Genomic DNA, 17,458 nt, shown 5'->3' on the forward strand with positions numbered 1-17,458 from the left:
ACACATATACAAACTTTGATTTCAAATTTTAAGGCCGTCTGCGGTGATCAGCATGATCATGAGATCCATCACATTAGTTTGAGTAGGGCCTGTAATCATTAGTCCGCCTGCCTTTGAGAAGAAATGCCATGCGTCGTTCCGTTGCAGGAAACTATTTGGATCGAGCTGCATTTTCCCGGCATTTTTTATCGTTGATGCATCTACGATCGCTCCTGCAGCATTGGTAGGGCCATCGCTGCCGTCTGTACCGCCACTTAAAAAGGTGAGGAAGGGATAAGGCTCAAGTGCAATGCCTGCTGCCAGTGCCAGTTGTTGATTCCGGCCACCAAGGCCATTTCCGGTCACTTCCACGGTGGTTTCCCCGCCAGCCAGCAAACAGGCAGGCAGAGGTCCGTTGTATCTGAGCGCGGTTTGCACCAGGTCAGCAGCTACAGCATGTACATCTCCTGTAACAGTATCAGAGAGCAATACAGGATGATAACCCAGGTCCCTGGCCTTTTCTGCAGCTGCTTCCAATGCGATGCGGTTGGTGCCGGTAAGGTAGTTATGTGTATGCAGCAGTGAAGGGTCGCCCGGCTTGGGCGTTTCCGGGATCCTTCCTGCCACACCGTTTTCGATGTGTTGAAGAAGGTGCGTTGAAATTTTTTCAGTGAGATGATATTTGCGGAGTACCTCCATAGTATCTGAAAACGTAGATGGATCGGCCACTGTAGGCCCGGAGCCTATTACGCTGAGGTCATCGCCCACTACATCGCTGAGCACAAGGGTGCATAACGTTGCCGGGTATATGCTCCTGGCCAGTAGCCCTCCCTTGATGCCGGAAAGATGCTTTCGTACCGTATTCATTTCGCGGATATCTGCGCCGCTTTTCAGCAGCGCTTCAAACAACTGTTGTACTTCAGTTAGACTGCTGTGAGCCGGTACATCCGCCAGCAGTGCAGAGGCGCCGCCGGAAAGCAAAAAGATAACCAGGTCGTTTGGCTGTACTTTTGCCGCCATCTCCAGCAATTTAACGGAAGCGGCTACACTTTGTTCGTCGGGCACCGGGTGGCCTGCCTCTACCAGTTCCACCTGCTGTAACGGTAACGCATGTCCGTATTTTGTAACTACCATTCCCTGCAAAGAAAAGTGCCCGGCAAGGAGGCTTTCCAGCTCCTGTGCCATTGCGGCGGCAGCTTTCCCCGCTCCCATGATCCAAACAACCGCGTGCTCCGCGATGGCGTAGCTATCTCCCGAAATATTAATAACCCGGGAGGCAGGCATTACCTGTACATTTTTCCTGATGAGCTGTTGCGGATGTACCGCAGCAACGCCCTGCATGAAAATATCTTTTATATCGGCAGTTGTGTTGATCATATTAACAGGCATAAAAAAAGCAGTGAGATAACTCACTGCCAATATTTTTCAAGTTAAGAAATTTATCGTTGCTGGGTGGAATCCCTGGCTTCCTTCTTTTGCCGCTTTTTTTCCATTCTTTGTTCCAGTTGTTCCTTTTTATTCATCTCCCAGTCGTTCCACTTTTTATACTGTGCGGGCGTAAAAACGCTTTTAAAGCGCTGGCTGCGTTCTGAATCCAGTGCTTTAAACTGGGTCATACGTTCCTTTTTGGTGAGGGAAGGATTGTTTTTTATTGCATCCATCCGGCGCACAATATCCTGGTTGATCACGAGGATCTTTTTTTCCTGGTCTTTGTTCAGATTTACCTTGTGAGAAATCTTGTCCGTAATTTTATCGGCTCTCCCTTCTGCCGTCCAGCGGCCTCTTGTGCCGGAAGTATCCTTTACCTGGGCATTGGCGGTGAAGGCAGTTGCCGCAAAGAAAACGGAGAGCAGCATCCATGTATAAACAGAAATAAACTTCATAGTCAGCAAGTATTATACGAATTTAAACAAACTTAAGCTGTAAACCTTTTTCAAATTATCCCTTTTTCGTGTGAATGCAAAATACACCTACCACTCATAAAAAATATGCCGTTTTATTTATTCCCGCCTTAATGATTTATTACATTTAGCGGATCAACTGAATCTGAACCGAAAAAATAAAGATTTACATGAAAAAAGCTTTTGAGAACCCCGGAGCAGCCCTGCTGTTACGGCGTATTACCTATGCTATGAAGCGGCACCGCGGTAAACTGCTATTACTGGCCCTGTTAGCAACCGGTGCTGTGGCCAGCGCCCAGGAAACCTTCCCGGTAAACGGGATCGCCGATCCCCGCGAAGGATGCTTCGCTTTTACGCACGCTACCCTTGTAAAAGACCCGCAAACCACTCTTAACGATGCCACGCTGGTGATCCGCGACGGGAAAATAGTGTCGGCCGGTACCTCGGCAGCTATACCAAAAGATGCGGTGATAGTGGATTGTAAGGGAAAGTATATTTATCCTTCCTTCGTAGATATTTCCAGTAATTATGGCTTATCGGAGCCCAAAAGAGGAGGTTCTCCATGGAATGCGGCTCCGCAGTTCCTGTCTAACACCAAAGGCGCATATGGCTGGAACCAGGCTATCAGAAGCGAAGTAAATGCCGTGGATCTTTTTGCAGTAAATGATGGAAAGGCCGCGCCTCTCCGGGAAGCGGGCTTTGGCGCCGTGCTTACCCATCAGCCGGATGGCATTGCCCGTGGCACGGCAGCGCTGGTAAGCCTGGCTGCTACCAGGGAAAACAAAGCCGTTATCCTGGAAAAAGCAGCAGCAGCCTATTCGTTCGATAAAGGCAGTTCCACCCAGAATTACCCGAACTCTCTCATGGGCTGTATCGCCCTGTTGCGGCAAACTTACCTGGATGCCCAGTGGTATAAGACCCGGCCCGCAAAAGAAGGCGTGAACCTTAGCCTGGAAGCATGGAATGCCAGCCAGCAGTTGCCCCAGCTGTTTGAAGTTACTGATAAATGGGACGCGCTTCGCGCAGATAAAATCGGCGACGAGTTTGGAGTACAGTATATTATCAGGGCCAGTGGTAATGAATACCAGCGCATCAGCGAAATGACCGCTACTAAAGCGGCTTTCGTATTGCCGCTTAATTTCCCCGGCGCTATTGATATGGAAGATCCCGCAGACGCCCGCTACGTTTCGCTGGCCGACATGAAGCACTGGGAAATGGCCCCCGGTGAGCCTGCTGCGTTTGAAAAGGCAGGTATCCCCTTTTGTTTAACTGCTGCTGATCTGAAAGATGTAAAACAATTCATGGCCAATGTGCGGAAAGCCATCAGTTATGGCCTCAGCGAACAAAAAGCACTGGAGGCATTAACCAGAACACCGGCCACCCTCATAAAGGCTTATGATAAAGTAGGCAGCCTGGAACCCGGTAAACTGGCCAACTTCCTCATTACCTCAGGCCCCGTTTTTAACGAAAAAACCATTCTTTACCAGAACTGGGTTCAAGGTAACCGCTATACCATTAAAGCCGATGGCTGGAATGATATCCGCGGTATCTATACCGTAAACCTCAGTCCAGGCGGCAGCTACTCTGTAGAAGTGAGAGGCACTGCTACCGCACCTTTACTGTCTGTTTTACAGAAAGACACCCTTCCAGGGCGTATTGATGTAAACGGGAAGCTGGTAACATTGTCACTCCCACTGGCTAAAAACAGTAAAAGCAATGTGCGTCTCAGTGGTATTATCGGTGATAACAGCTGGACAGGTACTGGTGCCGACACCAGCGGCAACCCTGTAAAATGGACAGCAGTATTTGTAAAGGCAGCTCCTGAAAAAGCAGATTCAATAAAGAAGGAAACACCCCTGGCCACTGGCCCGGTGTATTACCCGTTTAATGGTTATGGCTGGGAAAAATTGCCATCTCCACAAGACCTGCTGATTAAAAATGCCACCGTATGGACCAGCGAAAAAGAAGGAATACTGGAAAATACAGACGTTTTGGTCCGCAATGGTAAAATCGCCCAGGTAGGTAAGAACCTTGCTGCCGGCAATGCCAGGGTGATAGATGGTACAGGAAAGCACCTGAGCGCCGGCATCATTGACGAGCATTCGCATATTGCACTCAGCAGGGGAGTGAATGAATCATCGCAGTCCGTTACTGCAGAGGTGCGGATCGCCGATGTATTAAATCCTGACGATATCAATATTTACCGTCAGCTGAGCGGTGGCGTAACGGCCTCTCATTTGCTGCATGGCAGCGCTAACGCCATCGGTGGCCAGTCACAGCTGATCAAGCTACGCTGGGGACAAAATGCGGAAGCCCTGAAAGTAACCAACTGGGATCCCTTCATCAAGTTTGCATTAGGCGAAAATGTGAAGCAATCCAACTGGGGCGAACGTAATACTGTACGTTTCCCGCAAACAAGGATGGGAGTAGAGCAGATCTATACAGATGCGTTTACCCGTGCGCTTGATTATGAAAAACAGGGCTCCGGCAAGCGCCGTGACCTGGAACTGGACGCCCTTGTGGAAATATTGCATCAGAAACGTTTTATTACCTGCCACTCTTATGTGCAAAGTGAAATCAATATGCTCATGCATGTGGCAGACAGCTTCCACTTTAAAGTGAATACTTTCACCCATATCCTCGAGGGATATAAAGTAGCCGATAAAATGAAAGCGCATGGAGCAGGTGCAGGTACCTTTGCCGACTGGTGGGCTTATAAAATGGAAGTGCAGGACGCTATTCCCTACAATGCCGCTATTATGGAAGGAGTGGGCGTGCTCACTGCCATTAACTCTGATGATGCGGAAATGGCGCGGCGTCTGAACCAGGAAGCCGCCAAAAGCATTAAATACGGCGGCATGAAAGAAGAAGAAGCCATCAGGCTGATCACCATCAATCCTGCTAAACTGCTGCATGTAGACAGTCATATGGGCAGCATCAAAGCGGGTAAGGATGCCGACCTGGTATTGTGGAGCGACAACCCGCTGAGCATTTATGCCAAAGCCGAAAAGACCATTGTGGATGGTATCGTGGAGTTTGACCGCGATTACGATTTACAGCTGCGCAAGCGTATAGCAGCAGAGCGCAACCGTCTTACCCAACTGCTGCTCGGGGAAAAGAAAAAAGGTACCCCTACCCGGAAGGCTGAACTGGTGGCGGAAGAAATATATCATTGTGAAGATCTGCAGGGAGGACATCAGCAGGCTATTGGTAACTAATTTTTTAAGCACCGCTAAATGCAACAAGCGATGAGAAAACAATTGATTTTATTAAGCCTGGTACTGGGAGCGTATGCTGCCCGGGCGCAGGAAACGATATCTCCGGCGGGTCCGCAAAATAAACCCGTATACCTCACCAATGCCACTATTCATGTAGGTAACGGACAGGTAATTGAAAATGGTTCCATTGCTTTCAGCAAAGGGAAAATTACTGCAGTAGGCGCTAACATTCCCGCCGCCGGTGGAGATGCCACCATACTGGATATGAAAGGGCAACATATATACCCCGGCATTATCGCACCCGAATCCAACCTGGGGCTGGTAGAGTTTGAGAGTGTACGTGCTACGATCGATGCACGCGAAGTAGGGGAAATAAATCCTTCCGTACGTTCCATCATTGCGTATAATGCAGATTCCAAAGTAATCAATACATTGCGCTCCAACGGGATATTGCTGGCGCAGGTAACACCGGAGGGAGGCATCATCAGCGGCGTTTCTTCCGTGGTACAGCTGGATGCCTGGAACTGGGAAGATGCCGCCTATAAAACAGACAATGCACTGCACTTTTTTATGCCCCGTGTATCACCTGTTGGCGGTGGCCCTGGCTCACCCGACCGGTTGAAGGTGGCAATGGAACAAATAGAAGCGGTGAAAACATTTTTCCGTGAGGCTAAAGCTTATCAGCAGGAAGGTAAACACACCGCTACCAACCTGAAATTTGAATCGATGCGGAAGCTGTTTACAAAGGAGCAAAAGCTGTTTATCCATTGCGATCTGGTAAAGGAAATGCTGATAGCGACAGACTTTGCCAAAGAATTTCAGCTCGATGTAGTGATTGTGGGTGGAACAGATTCCTGGCTTATTGCGGATATCCTGAAGCAGCATAATATCCCGGTGGTACTGGCTCAACCGCATGCTTTGCCGGTAATGCAGGATGATGATGTAGATCAGCCCTACAAAACAGCAGCGCAATTGCAGAAAACAGGCGTATTGTTTTGTTTAAGCAATGAAGGGTTCTGGCAGCAACGTAACCTGGGTTTTGAAGCCGGTACTGCAAGTACTTATGGGTTAACAAAGGAAGAAGCATTGTCGGCCGTTACGCTTAATGCCGCCAAAATACTGGGGATCGATAAAACAACAGGCTCTCTTGAAGCCGGCAAGGACGCAAATATTGCGGTGAGTACCGGTGATATTCTTGATATGAAGTCGAGTGTAATTACGCGTGCATTTATCCAGGGAAGGGAAATAAACCTGGATAATAAGCAGAAACAGTTATACGAAAAGTATGAGAAGAAGTATGGATTGTAAGCAAAGTTTGTTTTGCTGCTGATATATTTGATTTAAAGAGAAGAGGGAAGATAAAAAGCGGATAATTGCTTTTATCTTCCCTCTTCTCTTTTTATGATGAAGGTTTATACTGCCTTTACCAGGAAATAGCTTTTGCCTTTCTGCAGCAAAATATATTTATCTCTCAGTAATGAAGATGTATTTACGATCATGTCAATACCGGGAACTTTTATTTTGTTTACGCTTACCCCCCCGCCCTGTACTGTTTTACGGGCTTCGCTTTTACTGGGGAAAATGCCTGTTTCAGCGAGCAGGCTTACAATATCCTTACCTGCTTCCAGGTCTGTTCTTGGTACCTCAAACTGGGGTACGCCATCCATCACATCGATCAGGTCAGATTCGGAAAGGGATAACAGTAATTCGGCAGTGTTTTTATTATATAATATAGACGCTGCTTCTACTGCGAAGTTATAATTTTCTTCACCGTGAATAAATACCGTTACCTCTTTGGCAAGACGTTTCTGCAACAGTCGCTGCCCCGGATCTTTCCTGTGTTCTTCTATCAAAGCTTCCACCTCCGGTTGTTCCATGAAGGTGAATATTTTGATATAGCTTTCCGCATCCACATCGGTTGTTCTAAGCCAGAACTGGTAGAAAGCATAGGGAGAAGTACGTTTAGGATCAAGCCATACGGTGCCTTGTTCAGTTTTACCAAACTTGGTACCATCGGCTTTTTTGATCAGCGGACAGGTAAATGCGAATGCCTCGCCCCTTGCTTTACGGCGGATCAGCTCCGTGCCGGTAACAATGTTGCCCCACTGGTCTGAGCCACCCATCTGCAGCTTACAGTTTTTGGCGGTATATAAATGATAGAAATCGTAGCCCTGTATCAGTTGATAGGTGAATTCTGTGAATGACATCCCGTTGTCGCCTTCGATCCTTTTTTTAACAGAATCTTTGGCCATCATATAATTAACGGTGATATGTTTACCGGTATCGCGAATAAAGTCGAGGAAGGTAATGTGTTGAAACCAGTCGAAGTTATTCACCATTTCTGCTGCGTTTGGTTTTGCAGCATCAAAGTCGAGAAAGCGCTCCAGCTGGGCTTTGATACCGGCTACATTTTTTTGCAGGGTATCCAGGTCCAGCATTTTTCTTTCTTCCGCTTTAAAAGAGGGGTCGCCTACCATTCCGGTAGCGCCACCCACCAGCGCCAGGGGTTTATGTCCTGCCTTTTGCAGATGCACCAGTAACAGGATGGGAACCAGGCTGCCGATGTGCAACGACTCTGCGGTTGGATCAAAACCAATATACGCAGTGGTCATTTCCTTTTTCAGTTGCTCTTCCGTGCCAGGCATCATATCCTGTAGCATACCCCGCCAGCGCAGTTCATCTATCAGATTCATGATTTTAATAATAATTTTTGCAAACCTACATAAAATTCACAGGATTCGCCCATTTTAGGGATTCCTGGCTGGTATAACAAATATCTATGTAAATTTATAAAGAAGACCGGCCTTTAGTACCCAGCTACAGCCGGAGAAGCATGTGACAAAATTCTTTCTTACCCCAAACCAGGTATATTATGAAAAAAGCTTTTATTTTTTTTTGTTGTGCTGTGCTTTGCAGTACCGGTGCTGGCACAGGATTGCAAGGGATACTATTATCTGCTTAATAATGCAGAAATTGAAATGTCCATTTTCGATGCGAAGGGAACTGCCAGCGGGAAAAGCGTTTATAAGGTTACCAATGTGCGCAGGGAAGCGGGTGGAACTGTGTCTGATTTTACAAATACATTTTACGATAAAAGCAATAAGCAGGTAACCTCCGGAACCGGGCATTTTAAGTGCACTGGCAATGGCGTGTCCATAGATATGAATTTCCAGATGAAGATGATGGGGCAGGGGATTCCAATGAAATTGAGTGCAGTGGAATGGTTTGCGCAGGATTTCGGACCGGTGAAAACCTTATCCAGTAAGGATGGGAAAGATATGGGAGGAACAATGATCACCGCATTGAAGAAATAAAGCAAAGAGATGTATTAAAAGTAAATCATCTTTTAACATGTTCCCATCAGGACCCGGATAAAAAGTGGCTGTCTTTTATTTCGGAGACAGCCACTTTCCTTTTAGCTATTTTTCAGGCATTTGGCCAGGCTATCCCTCCAGTAAGGGATGTTGAGGCCAAAAGTGCTTTTAATTTTTTCCTTATTCAATACGCTGTATGCGGGGCGTTTGGCAGCTGTTTTATACTTATCGGATGTAACGGGGTAGATAGCAGTAGTGGCGTTCGTCATTTCTTTGATAGCCACGGCGAAGTCGAACCAGCTGGTAACGCCTTCGTTGCTGTAATGATATACACCACCAATGGCAGTTTCGGGATTAGCTGCCTTGTATTGCAATATATCCAGGATGGCTTTGGCCAGGTCTCCCGCATAGGTAGGGGTGCCGGCCTGATCGAAAACCACATTCAGTTCCTGTTTTTCCTGCATCAGCTGCCGCATTCTTTTTACGAAGTTAACCGCGTATTCAGAGTAAAGCCAGGAGGTCCGCAATATAATAGTATCTGGATTGTAGCCTGCTGCAGCTGCCTCGCCACGTACTTTGGAGGCACCGTAGATGCTTTCCGGATCAGTTTCATCGTTTTCAGTATAAGGCACATTCTGTTTGCCACTGAACACATAATCCGTGGATATATGCACCAGTTGTGCCTTATGTTGTGCGCATATTTCAGCCAAACCCAGTACTGCCTGGAAGTTCAGCAGAAATGCCTTGTCTTCCTCTTCCTCAGCTTTATCCACTGCCGTATATGCTGCGCAGTTAATACATGCATCGATCTGCTGTGCAGAAAAATAGGCTGCCAGGGCGTCTGCATCAGTGATATCCAGGTCCTGGTAATCGGTATATAACAGGTTGAATTGCGGATAATCGCCTGCTACTTTTTGCAGGGCTTGTCCTAGTTGGCCATTTCCGCCGGTAACAAGAATATTCTTCATAGCAAATGATCAGCTGTTAAAAATAAAATTATGTTGAATGTTTGCCAGTGTGGGGAGGATCAGGTCCTTTTCGGAAACGATGGCATCATCCAGGTTAATGCCCCAATCAATACCAAGAGAGGGGTCGTTATAAATAATTCCTCCCTCGCTGCCTTTATGGTAGAAGTTATCGCATTTGTACATAACTTCTGCTGTTTGGCTGATCACCGCATAACCATGTGCAAACCCTTTAGGTACCAGCAGTTGTAATTTATTGCTGGCGCTGAGTTCTATCGCAAAGGATTTACCATAGGTAGGAGATCCCTTACGGATATCTACAACGGCATCGATAATACTTCCTTCCAGTACCCTTACCAGTTTGGTTTGTGCATAAGGCTCCAGCTGATAATGAAGCCCACGGAGTACCCCGTAGGTAGAGCGGGCCTGGTTGTCCTGTACAAATTTGTACTCAATACCTTCGGCGCTGAAGGTATTGGCATTGTAACTTTCAAAAAAATAACCACGGTGATCGCCAAAAACTTTGGGCTCGTAAATTAACAGGTCGGGTATCCCGGTTTGTTGAAAAGGCATGTGTAATAGCTATAAAAGCAATGGGCAGTTAGTTTTTAGGCTAACTGCGGCATCACTATCTTTTTTGATATTGTTCGTTATAGTATTGCTGGTAATTTCCGCTGGTAACATTGTTGAGCCAGGCTTCATTTTCCAGGTACCAGTCTACTGTTTTTTCCAGCCCCTCTTCAAACTGGAGAGAAGGCTCCCAGCCCAGTTCTTTATTGAGCTTGGTAGCATCAATAGCATAACGGAGATCGTGTCCTGCCCTGTCTTTTACAAAAGTGATCAGCTGTGCAGAGGTGCCTTCAGGCCGCCCCAGTTTTTTATCCATGATCTTGCACAGTAATTGAATCAGGTCAATATTTTTCCATTCGTTGAATCCGCCTACATTATAGGTTTCACCTATTTTCCCGTGATGGAAAATAGTATCGATTGCGCGGGCATGGTCATTTACAAACAACCAGTCGCGAATATTTTCACCTTTTCCATAAACCGGCACCGGCTTATTATTTTTGATATTGTGAATAGCCAGCGGGATCAGCTTTTCGGGGAAATGGTGAGATCCATAGTTATTGGAGCAATTGGAAATAACAGCCGGCAAATGATAAGTGTGATAATAAGCCATTACAAAATGATCCGAGCTGGCTTTTGAAGCGGAATAGGGCGAACGCGGGTCATAGGCGGTAGTTTCAAGGAAAAATCCTTCATCGCCCAGTGATCCGTACACTTCATCGGTAGACACATGATAGAACAGTTTTCCGCTCATGTTATCTTTCCAGTGTTTCCGCGCATTGTTCAGCAATACTGCAGTGCCGAGCACATTTGTCTTAATAAATGCCAGCGGATCCATGATGGAGCGGTCCACATGGCTTTCTGCGGCGAGGTGAATCACCCCATCAAACTGATACCTGGCGAAAAGCTCATCAATGAACGCTTCATCTGTGATATCACCTTTTTCAAAAATGTAATTCGGTTTATCTTTTACATCCACCAGATTTTCCAGGTTACCAGCGTAGGTGAGAGCATCAAGATTTACAATCTGATAATCAGGATATTTATTGACAAATAACCGTACTACATGAGAGCCAATAAACCCGGCGCCGCCAGTAATTAATAATGTCCGCTTCATTCCAGAGAAAAATTTTATTTTAATAAGGCCTCTTTAAAATATTCGTAGGTAATTTTTAACCCTTCCTGCCTGCCTACTTTGGGCTCCCAGCCTAACAGGGTGCGGGCCTTGGTAATGTCCGGCTGCCGTTGTTTGGGATCATCTTTGGGTAATGGATGATAAACAATTTTTTGTTTGGAACCTGTTAATGCAATGATCTCTTCTGCAAACTGGTTCAGGGTAATTTCCTGTGGGTTACCGATATTAACCGGCAGATGGTAGTCGCTTAACAGTAAGCGGTAAATACCTTCCACCAGGTCGTCTACATAGCAGAATGAACGGGTTTGGCTACCGTCGCCAAATACGGTCAGGTCCTGTCCATTCAGTGCCTGGCTCATAAATGCAGGCAATGCACGTCCGTCATTAAGCCGCATACGGGGACCGTAAGTATTGAAGATACGAATGATACGCGTTTCAACACCATGGAAATTATGATAGGCCATTGTAATGGATTCCAGGAATCTTTTGGCTTCATCATATACTCCTCTCGGGCCAACGGGGTTTACATTTCCCCAGTATTCTTCAGGTTGTGGATGCACATTCGGATCTCCGTACACCTCGGATGTAGATGCTACAAGGATACGCGCTTTTTTTTCCTTTGCCAGTCCCAATAGGTTATGCGTGCCCAGTGATCCTACCTTCAGCGTCTGGATAGGCATCTTCAGGTAGTCGATCGGACTAGCCGGGGATGCAAAGTTCAATATGTAATCAAGTTTGCCGGGAACATGCACAAACTTGGTGACATCGTGATGATAGTATTCAAATTCCGGCAACGGAAAAAGGTGTTCAATATTTTTGATATTGCCGGTAAGAAGGTTATCCATGCCAATTACATGAAATCCTTCCTTTATGAACCGGTCGCAAAGGTGAGACCCCAGAAATCCGGCAGCACCTGCAATGAGTATTCTTTTCTTTTCCATATGTCAGGTATAAATAATAGTTACAAAGTAGCCGGTATGCGTCCTACACTTTCATAATGATAGCCGAGTTCTTTCATACGGGACACCTCAAAAAGGTTTCTGCCATCAAAAATAGCCTGGTTATTAAGACTGGCTGATATCTTATTGAAGTCGGGAGTTCTGAACACACTCCACTCAGTTGCAATGATCAGGGCATCTGCATTTTCCAGGCAAGTGTATTGATGATCTGCATATTTAATCTTATCCCCAAGTACCTGTTTTACGTTTGCCATAGCTTCAGGATCAAAAACGCTTACAGTGGCTCCTTCAGCGAGTAAGGCATCAATGATATACAATGCTGGTGCCTCCCTGATATCATCTGTATTAGGTTTGAAGGCAAGCCCCCACAAAGCAAAGTGTTTGCCCTTCAGATCGTTTTTAAAGAAATTTTTTATTTTAGGAAGAAGGAATAACTTCTGATTTTCATTTACATCCATTACGGCATTCAGGATCTTAAATTCATACTGGGCATCCTCTGATGATTTTACCAGCGCCTGTACATCTTTAGGAAAGCAACTGCCTCCGTAACCGATGCCAGGGAAAAGGAAACGCTTACCAATACGATCGTCGCTACCAATGCCTCTGCGTACCATATCCACATCAGCACCTAGTTTCTCGCATAGCACCGCAATTTCGTTCATGAAGGAAATCTTTGTAGCCAGGAAGGAGTTGGCGGCATATTTGGTAAGCTCTGCAGATTTCTCATCCATAAACAGAATGGGATTTCCCTGTCTCACAAAAGGAGCATATAGCTCACCCATTACTTTTCTCGCTCTTTCGGACATTGTACCGATCACCACCCTGTCTGGTTTCATGAAATCATCTACTGCTACACCTTCCCGCAAAAATTCAGGGTTGGAAACCACGTCAAACGGAGTTTTGCAATTTTGAGCGATGGCAGCAGTTACTTTTTCGGCTGTACCTACTGGTACAGTGCTTTTATCAACAATTACCTTGTAATCTGTCATGATCTTACCCAGATGCTCTGCTACATTTAACACGAAGGAAAGGTCAGCTGCGCCATCCGCCCCTGGTGGTGTGGGTAGTGCCAGGAAAATCACTTCAGCATCTTTAATGCCCTCTTCCAGGCTGGTGGTAAAGAATAAACGCTCTTCCTTTAAGTTCCGCTCAAATAATTTTTCAAGCCCAGGCTCGTAAATGGTGATCTGGCCTGAAGAAAGCTTTTTTACTTTGTTGGCGTCAATGTCTACGCAGGTGACATCATTTCCTGTTTCGGCAAAACAGGTACCGGTCACGAGACCTACATAACCGGTTCCTACTACTGTAATCTTCATGTGGGGAGATTGTTTAAAAATGATTTAACTGACTGGATAATATATTCCAGCTGATCGGGATCCATTTCAGTGTGTATTGGCAAGGAAATCACCTTGGTGGTGAGATTATCGGTTACGGGGAGATCAAAAGCTGCGCCGCCGAAGTGCTCGAACATTTTTTGGCGGTGAGCAGGAACAGGATAGTAGATCATCGCAGGAACTTCTTTTTCTGCCAGGTATTTTTGCAGTTCATTCCTGTCGGCGCCATTCAGCTGCAGAGTGTATTGATGAAATACATGGTAACTGTAAGGGGCGCGGTAAGGTGTTGTTATCTGTGGAATATCTGCAAATGCAGCATCATAAGCGTCTGCTACTGCACGACGCGCTGTAATATATTCATCCAGCAAAGGAAGTTTGATGCGTAATACAGCAGCCTGTACGGAATCGAGACGGGAATTACAACCTACCACATCATGATAATAACGTGCAGACTGGCCATGATTGGCCACCATGCGGATCTTTGCCGCCAGGTCGTCGTCGTTGGTGAAAATAGCACCGCCATCTCCGTAACAACCCAGGTTCTTGGACGGGAAGAAAGAAGTACAGCCAATATGCCCGATGGTACCGGCCTTTTTCTTTGTGCCGTCGGCAAAAGTATAATCAGCACCTATCGCCTGCGCATTATCTTCAATCACATACAGTTTGTGTTTTGCTGCCAATGCCATCAGCGGCTTCATATCCGTTACATGACCATATAAATGTACCGGCACAATGGCTTTGGTTTTGGGTGTAATTGCCTTTTCTACAGCCGCTATATCTACACAATATGTTTTAGGGTCCACATCCACAAAAACAGGTTTCAGCTGCAGCAGGGCTATTACTTCAGCCGTAGCTATAAAAGTGAAAGAGGGAGTTATTACTTCATCACCTGGTTCCAGTTCGAGCGCCATCATGGCAATTTGAAGCGCATCTGTACCATTTGCACACGGGATCACATGTTTTACTCCCAGGTACGATTGCAGTTCGCTGCTAAACTTTTGAACCGCACCACCATTAATAAAAGCGGAACTATCCAGCACTTCGCCGATGGCTGCATCCACCTGTGATTTAATCTTTGTATACTGGCGTTTCAAGTCCACCATCTGAATAGGAACCATATGATCGTATATTTTTATTTTGTTTAAAGTGTGCAAATTTACAAATTTTGGGATTGGATGGGGATTATCTTTGCATTCAGCTGAAAATTAAGTAAAAGTACGCAGGAGAATGATAGCAAAAGGAATTTATAATGCCGGGCTTCAATTATATAAAGCGGGGGTACACCTGGCTGCATTTGCAGGGAAAGCCAAAGCCAGCCGCTGGCTGGAAGGCCGGCAGAACTGGCGGTTGCGCATGCAACAGGATGGTATTGGCACTCACCCGGTGATATGGATCCATGCTGCCTCACTGGGCGAATTTGAACAGGGAAGACCCGTACTGGAAGCTATTCGTACTACCTGGCCCTCGTATAAAATCCTGTTAACTTTTTTTTCGCCCTCCGGATACGAGGTACGGAAAGATTACAAGGGCGCCGATTATGTGTATTACCTGCCCCTGGATACCAGCCGAAATGCCCGCGATTTCCTGGATATTATTCAGCCCACCCTGGCTATCTTCATAAAATATGAATTCTGGTATCACTATCTTACCGCCCTCTATCAGCGGAATATTCCAACATTGCTGGTATCAGGTATTTTCCGCCCCGACCAGGTATTTTTTAAGGGATACGGAAATATGTTCCGGCGCCTCCTGCGGCAGCTCACACACATCTTTGTACAGAATGATGCCTCGCTGGAACTGCTCCGCGGAATAGGGCTTCAAAACTGCAGTGTTAGTGGTGATACCCGCTTCGACCGGGTAGCTGCATTACTGAATGAACACCGGGAATTGCCTGAAATTTCCGTTTTTTCCGGAGAAAGCAGGTTGATTGTGGCGGGTAGCACCTGGCCGGCTGATGAAAAAGTATTGAGCGACTGGTGGAAAGAAAAGGGAGAAACCGGCATAAAGCTCATCCTTGCCCCACATGAAATTCATGATAGCCACATCCAGTCGATCCTGGCATTATTTCCGGGGGCGCAACTTTTTTCGAGGTTGAAGAATGGGGGCGGTAACGGATCTGATGTGTTGATCATAGATAATATCGGTATGCTCACTACGCTTTACCGGTACGCTTTCATTACTTACGTAGGCGGCGGCTTCGGCAAAGATGGTATACATAATGTACTGGAACCGGCGGTTTACAGCAAGCCGGTGATCATAGGACCCGGGTTTGCGAAGTATTTCGAAGCAGTAGAGTTGGTGTCGGCAGGCGGAGCATTGGTGGTACATAATTATAGAAACCTCCACACTTATATGGAAAGGTTGCTGGCAGACACAACGTCTTATTCCAATGTGGCGGCCATTGCTGGGAATTATGTGGCGGCTAATAAAGGCGCCACCCAAAAAGTATTGGATTATATTCAGGAGAAACGCTTTCTCAGCAATGAATAAAAGTGCTGCACCAGGTGATTGTCATCTTCCCAGCCCTGTATAATTTTTATTTCACGCTGTATCCAGTAGTCGGCCTCCCGGAGATTACCAAATTCATTAATGGTTTTAATAGAACGTTCGTACAGGTCACGGTCGCCCCTGAACAGCTCCTGGATAAACTGGTATTTATCGTTGATGCCAATGGCCTGGCGGAGATCATTAATAGGCATTTCCCCGAGCTTTTGTGCTACCTCAACCTGTTGCTGACGTAAACGGTCGTTTAATGATGTACCGGTACTGCCAACAAGTTCGTTGAGATCTTTTCTAAGCTCACCGTTACCGGAGGATGCTGTATCTTTTGCAGGCGGGATATCATCAAACAAGGTGGCTGCAGGCGTGGACCTGGGCTTTTCCGCTGCCGGTTGGTTTACTACCAGCGTGGGAAGAGGTTGCGCTGTTACCACCGGTTCTGGCTTAGGCGGAACCAGGTCTGCCGCAGGAGGTATTTCCGCAGGTGATGCCGTTGGCGTTGCCGCCTGTTCGTTTGTTGAAGGGGCTTCTGCCTTTGCGGCGCGGGTGTTAATATCTTCAGAGATTATTACAGTGTTACGGGTAGGTACATCATTTTGTTTTGCCGCACGGGCATTCACTTCTTCTGGTTCAGGGGAGGCAACAGGTGCTTCCGCCGGTTTATTTGAAGGTAATGTTGTAGTTTGCGGCGCAGCAGCTGCGGGCATTGTTACAGCCACAGGTTGCTGTGCCGGCATAATTACCGCGATATTTCCCTGGGTGGACTGTACCTGTTGCTGATGCAGCTTGTTGCGCGCATGCAGCACCTCTGCCTGGAGCAATTGCGCGTAGTACGAAATTGCTGAAAGCTCAGCCCCGGAATTTTTTAATTCCTGCAGTTTATCAATTAATGCATTAATTTTTTCCATGCCTTAATTGTTAACGGGTTAGTGATTGAAATTATTTTATTTTCATAAAATTAGAATATTTTAATTAATTAGTAATCAAATTAGTATAATATGTTTATTGAACCTTCTCTTGCAGGAGGGCGGAGGGGCTGGATTGAAGTTATTTGCGGCTCTATGTTTTCAGGGAAAACCGAAGAACTGATCCGCCGGCTCAAACGGGTGCGTATCGCCAATCTGAAAGTGGAAATATTCAAACCCGCGGTAGATACCCGCTATGATGAAGGAAGCATCACTTCTCACGATGAAAATAAGATCATTTCCACCCCGATAGAAAATTCCCAACAGATATTGCTGCTTGCCCAGGAAGTAGATGTAGTGGGTATTGACGAGGCACAGTTTTTCGACGACGAGTTACCTAATGTATGCGACCAGCTGGCACTTCGTGGAGTACGTGTTATCATCGCCGGGCTGGATATGGATTATACAGGAAAACCATTTGGCCAGATGCCTTTTCTGCTGGCAAAGGCAGATTACATTACCAAGCTGCACGCCATTTGTGTAAAGTGCGGGCATATCGCCAATTATTCTTACCGCAAATCGGCATCTAAAGAAACGTTGTTATTGGGAGAGAAGGATTTGTATGAGCCGAGATGCAGGCATTGTTATTATGAGGAGGTATAAAAGAAAGAGGAAGGTCGCC

15 protein-coding genes are annotated in these 17,458 nt (G+C 46.4%); 5 read left to right on the plus strand and 10 right to left on the minus strand.

Going from position 1 to position 17,458, the window contains the following annotated elements; translation table 11 throughout:
• Positions 1 to 21 precede the first annotated feature (21 nt).
• Positions 22 to 1,356, minus strand: a complete 1,335-nt coding sequence (locus tag FN124_RS16420; RefSeq protein ID WP_185937238.1) for a glycerate kinase type-2 family protein — start codon at positions 1,354 to 1,356, stop codon at positions 22 to 24.
• Positions 1,357 to 1,418: 62 nt separating this feature from the next.
• Complete coding sequence (locus FN124_RS16425; RefSeq protein WP_142685879.1) at positions 1,419 to 1,862, minus strand: DUF4890 domain-containing protein; 444 nt, start codon at positions 1,860 to 1,862, stop codon at positions 1,419 to 1,421.
• A gap of 188 nt (positions 1,863 to 2,050) precedes the next feature.
• On the opposite strand from FN124_RS16425, the gene FN124_RS16430 reads away from it, so the two are divergent.
• A complete protein-coding gene (locus FN124_RS16430) occupies positions 2,051 to 5,098 on the plus strand; it encodes an amidohydrolase family protein (RefSeq protein ID WP_260607473.1) in 3,048 nt (1,015 codons plus the stop codon).
• 30 nt (positions 5,099 to 5,128) lie between these two features.
• Positions 5,129 to 6,406: an amidohydrolase family protein gene (locus FN124_RS16435; RefSeq protein WP_142685880.1), complete on the plus strand. Its 1,278-nt coding sequence runs from the start codon at positions 5,129 to 5,131 to the stop codon at positions 6,404 to 6,406.
• Positions 6,407 to 6,510: 104 nt separating this feature from the next.
• Here FN124_RS16435 and tyrS read toward each other — a convergent pair whose 3' ends face one another.
• A complete protein-coding gene (tyrS, locus tag FN124_RS16440; RefSeq protein ID WP_142685881.1) occupies positions 6,511 to 7,791 on the minus strand; it encodes a tyrosine--tRNA ligase in 1,281 nt (426 codons plus the stop codon).
• A gap of 207 nt (positions 7,792 to 7,998) precedes the next feature.
• On the opposite strand from tyrS, the gene FN124_RS16445 reads away from it, so the two are divergent.
• On the plus strand, positions 7,999 to 8,412 hold the full coding sequence (locus tag FN124_RS16445) for a TapB family protein (protein WP_142685882.1): 414 nt from the start codon (positions 7,999 to 8,001) through the stop codon (positions 8,410 to 8,412).
• Positions 8,413 to 8,513: 101 nt separating this feature from the next.
• On the opposite strand, the gene rfbD is transcribed toward FN124_RS16445, so the two are convergent.
• From rfbD to FN124_RS16475, 6 genes are read right to left on the minus strand one after another with little or no spacing between them, the layout of a single operon-like run.
• Entirely contained in the window at positions 8,514 to 9,380 is an 867-nt protein-coding gene (rfbD, locus tag FN124_RS16450) for a dTDP-4-dehydrorhamnose reductase (protein ID WP_142685883.1), read from the minus strand.
• A 9-nt stretch (positions 9,381 to 9,389) separates the two neighbouring features.
• Positions 9,390 to 9,950: a dTDP-4-dehydrorhamnose 3,5-epimerase gene (rfbC, locus tag FN124_RS16455; RefSeq protein WP_142685884.1), complete on the minus strand. Its 561-nt coding sequence runs from the start codon at positions 9,948 to 9,950 to the stop codon at positions 9,390 to 9,392.
• A 55-nt stretch (positions 9,951 to 10,005) separates the two neighbouring features.
• Entirely contained in the window at positions 10,006 to 11,061 is a 1,056-nt protein-coding gene (gene rfbB, locus FN124_RS16460; RefSeq protein WP_142685885.1) for a dTDP-glucose 4,6-dehydratase, read from the minus strand.
• Between the two features lie 14 nt (positions 11,062 to 11,075).
• The gene (locus FN124_RS16465; protein ID WP_142685886.1) at positions 11,076 to 12,020 is read right to left on the minus strand and encodes a UDP-glucuronic acid decarboxylase family protein; all 945 of its coding nucleotides are present in this window, start codon (positions 12,018 to 12,020) and stop codon (positions 11,076 to 11,078) included.
• A 20-nt stretch (positions 12,021 to 12,040) separates the two neighbouring features.
• A complete protein-coding gene (locus FN124_RS16470) occupies positions 12,041 to 13,354 on the minus strand; it encodes a UDP-glucose dehydrogenase family protein (protein ID WP_142685887.1) in 1,314 nt (437 codons plus the stop codon).
• Positions 13,351 to 14,490 (minus strand): DegT/DnrJ/EryC1/StrS family aminotransferase, encoded by a 1,140-nt coding sequence (locus FN124_RS16475; protein WP_142685888.1) that lies wholly within the window; start codon positions 14,488 to 14,490, stop codon positions 13,351 to 13,353. The genes FN124_RS16470 and FN124_RS16475 overlap by 4 nt, the downstream gene beginning before the upstream one ends.
• A gap of 109 nt (positions 14,491 to 14,599) precedes the next feature.
• On the opposite strand from FN124_RS16475, the gene FN124_RS16480 reads away from it, so the two are divergent.
• Positions 14,600 to 15,862, plus strand: a complete 1,263-nt coding sequence (locus tag FN124_RS16480; RefSeq protein ID WP_142685889.1) for a 3-deoxy-D-manno-octulosonic acid transferase — start codon at positions 14,600 to 14,602, stop codon at positions 15,860 to 15,862.
• On the opposite strand, the gene FN124_RS16485 is transcribed toward FN124_RS16480, so the two are convergent.
• Complete coding sequence (locus tag FN124_RS16485; protein ID WP_142685890.1) at positions 15,832 to 16,779, minus strand: DUF8457 domain-containing protein; 948 nt, start codon at positions 16,777 to 16,779, stop codon at positions 15,832 to 15,834. The genes FN124_RS16480 and FN124_RS16485 overlap by 31 nt on opposite strands.
• A gap of 90 nt (positions 16,780 to 16,869) precedes the next feature.
• Between FN124_RS16485 and FN124_RS16490 the strand changes: the two genes are divergently transcribed.
• On the plus strand, positions 16,870 to 17,439 hold the full coding sequence (locus tag FN124_RS16490) for a thymidine kinase (RefSeq protein WP_142685891.1): 570 nt from the start codon (positions 16,870 to 16,872) through the stop codon (positions 17,437 to 17,439).
• Positions 17,440 to 17,458: the final 19 nt, after the last annotated feature.

Origin of the sequence: Chitinophaga polysaccharea (assembly GCF_902150045.1) — a bacterium.
GTDB lineage: Bacteria > Bacteroidota > Bacteroidia > Chitinophagales > Chitinophagaceae > Chitinophaga > Chitinophaga polysaccharea_A.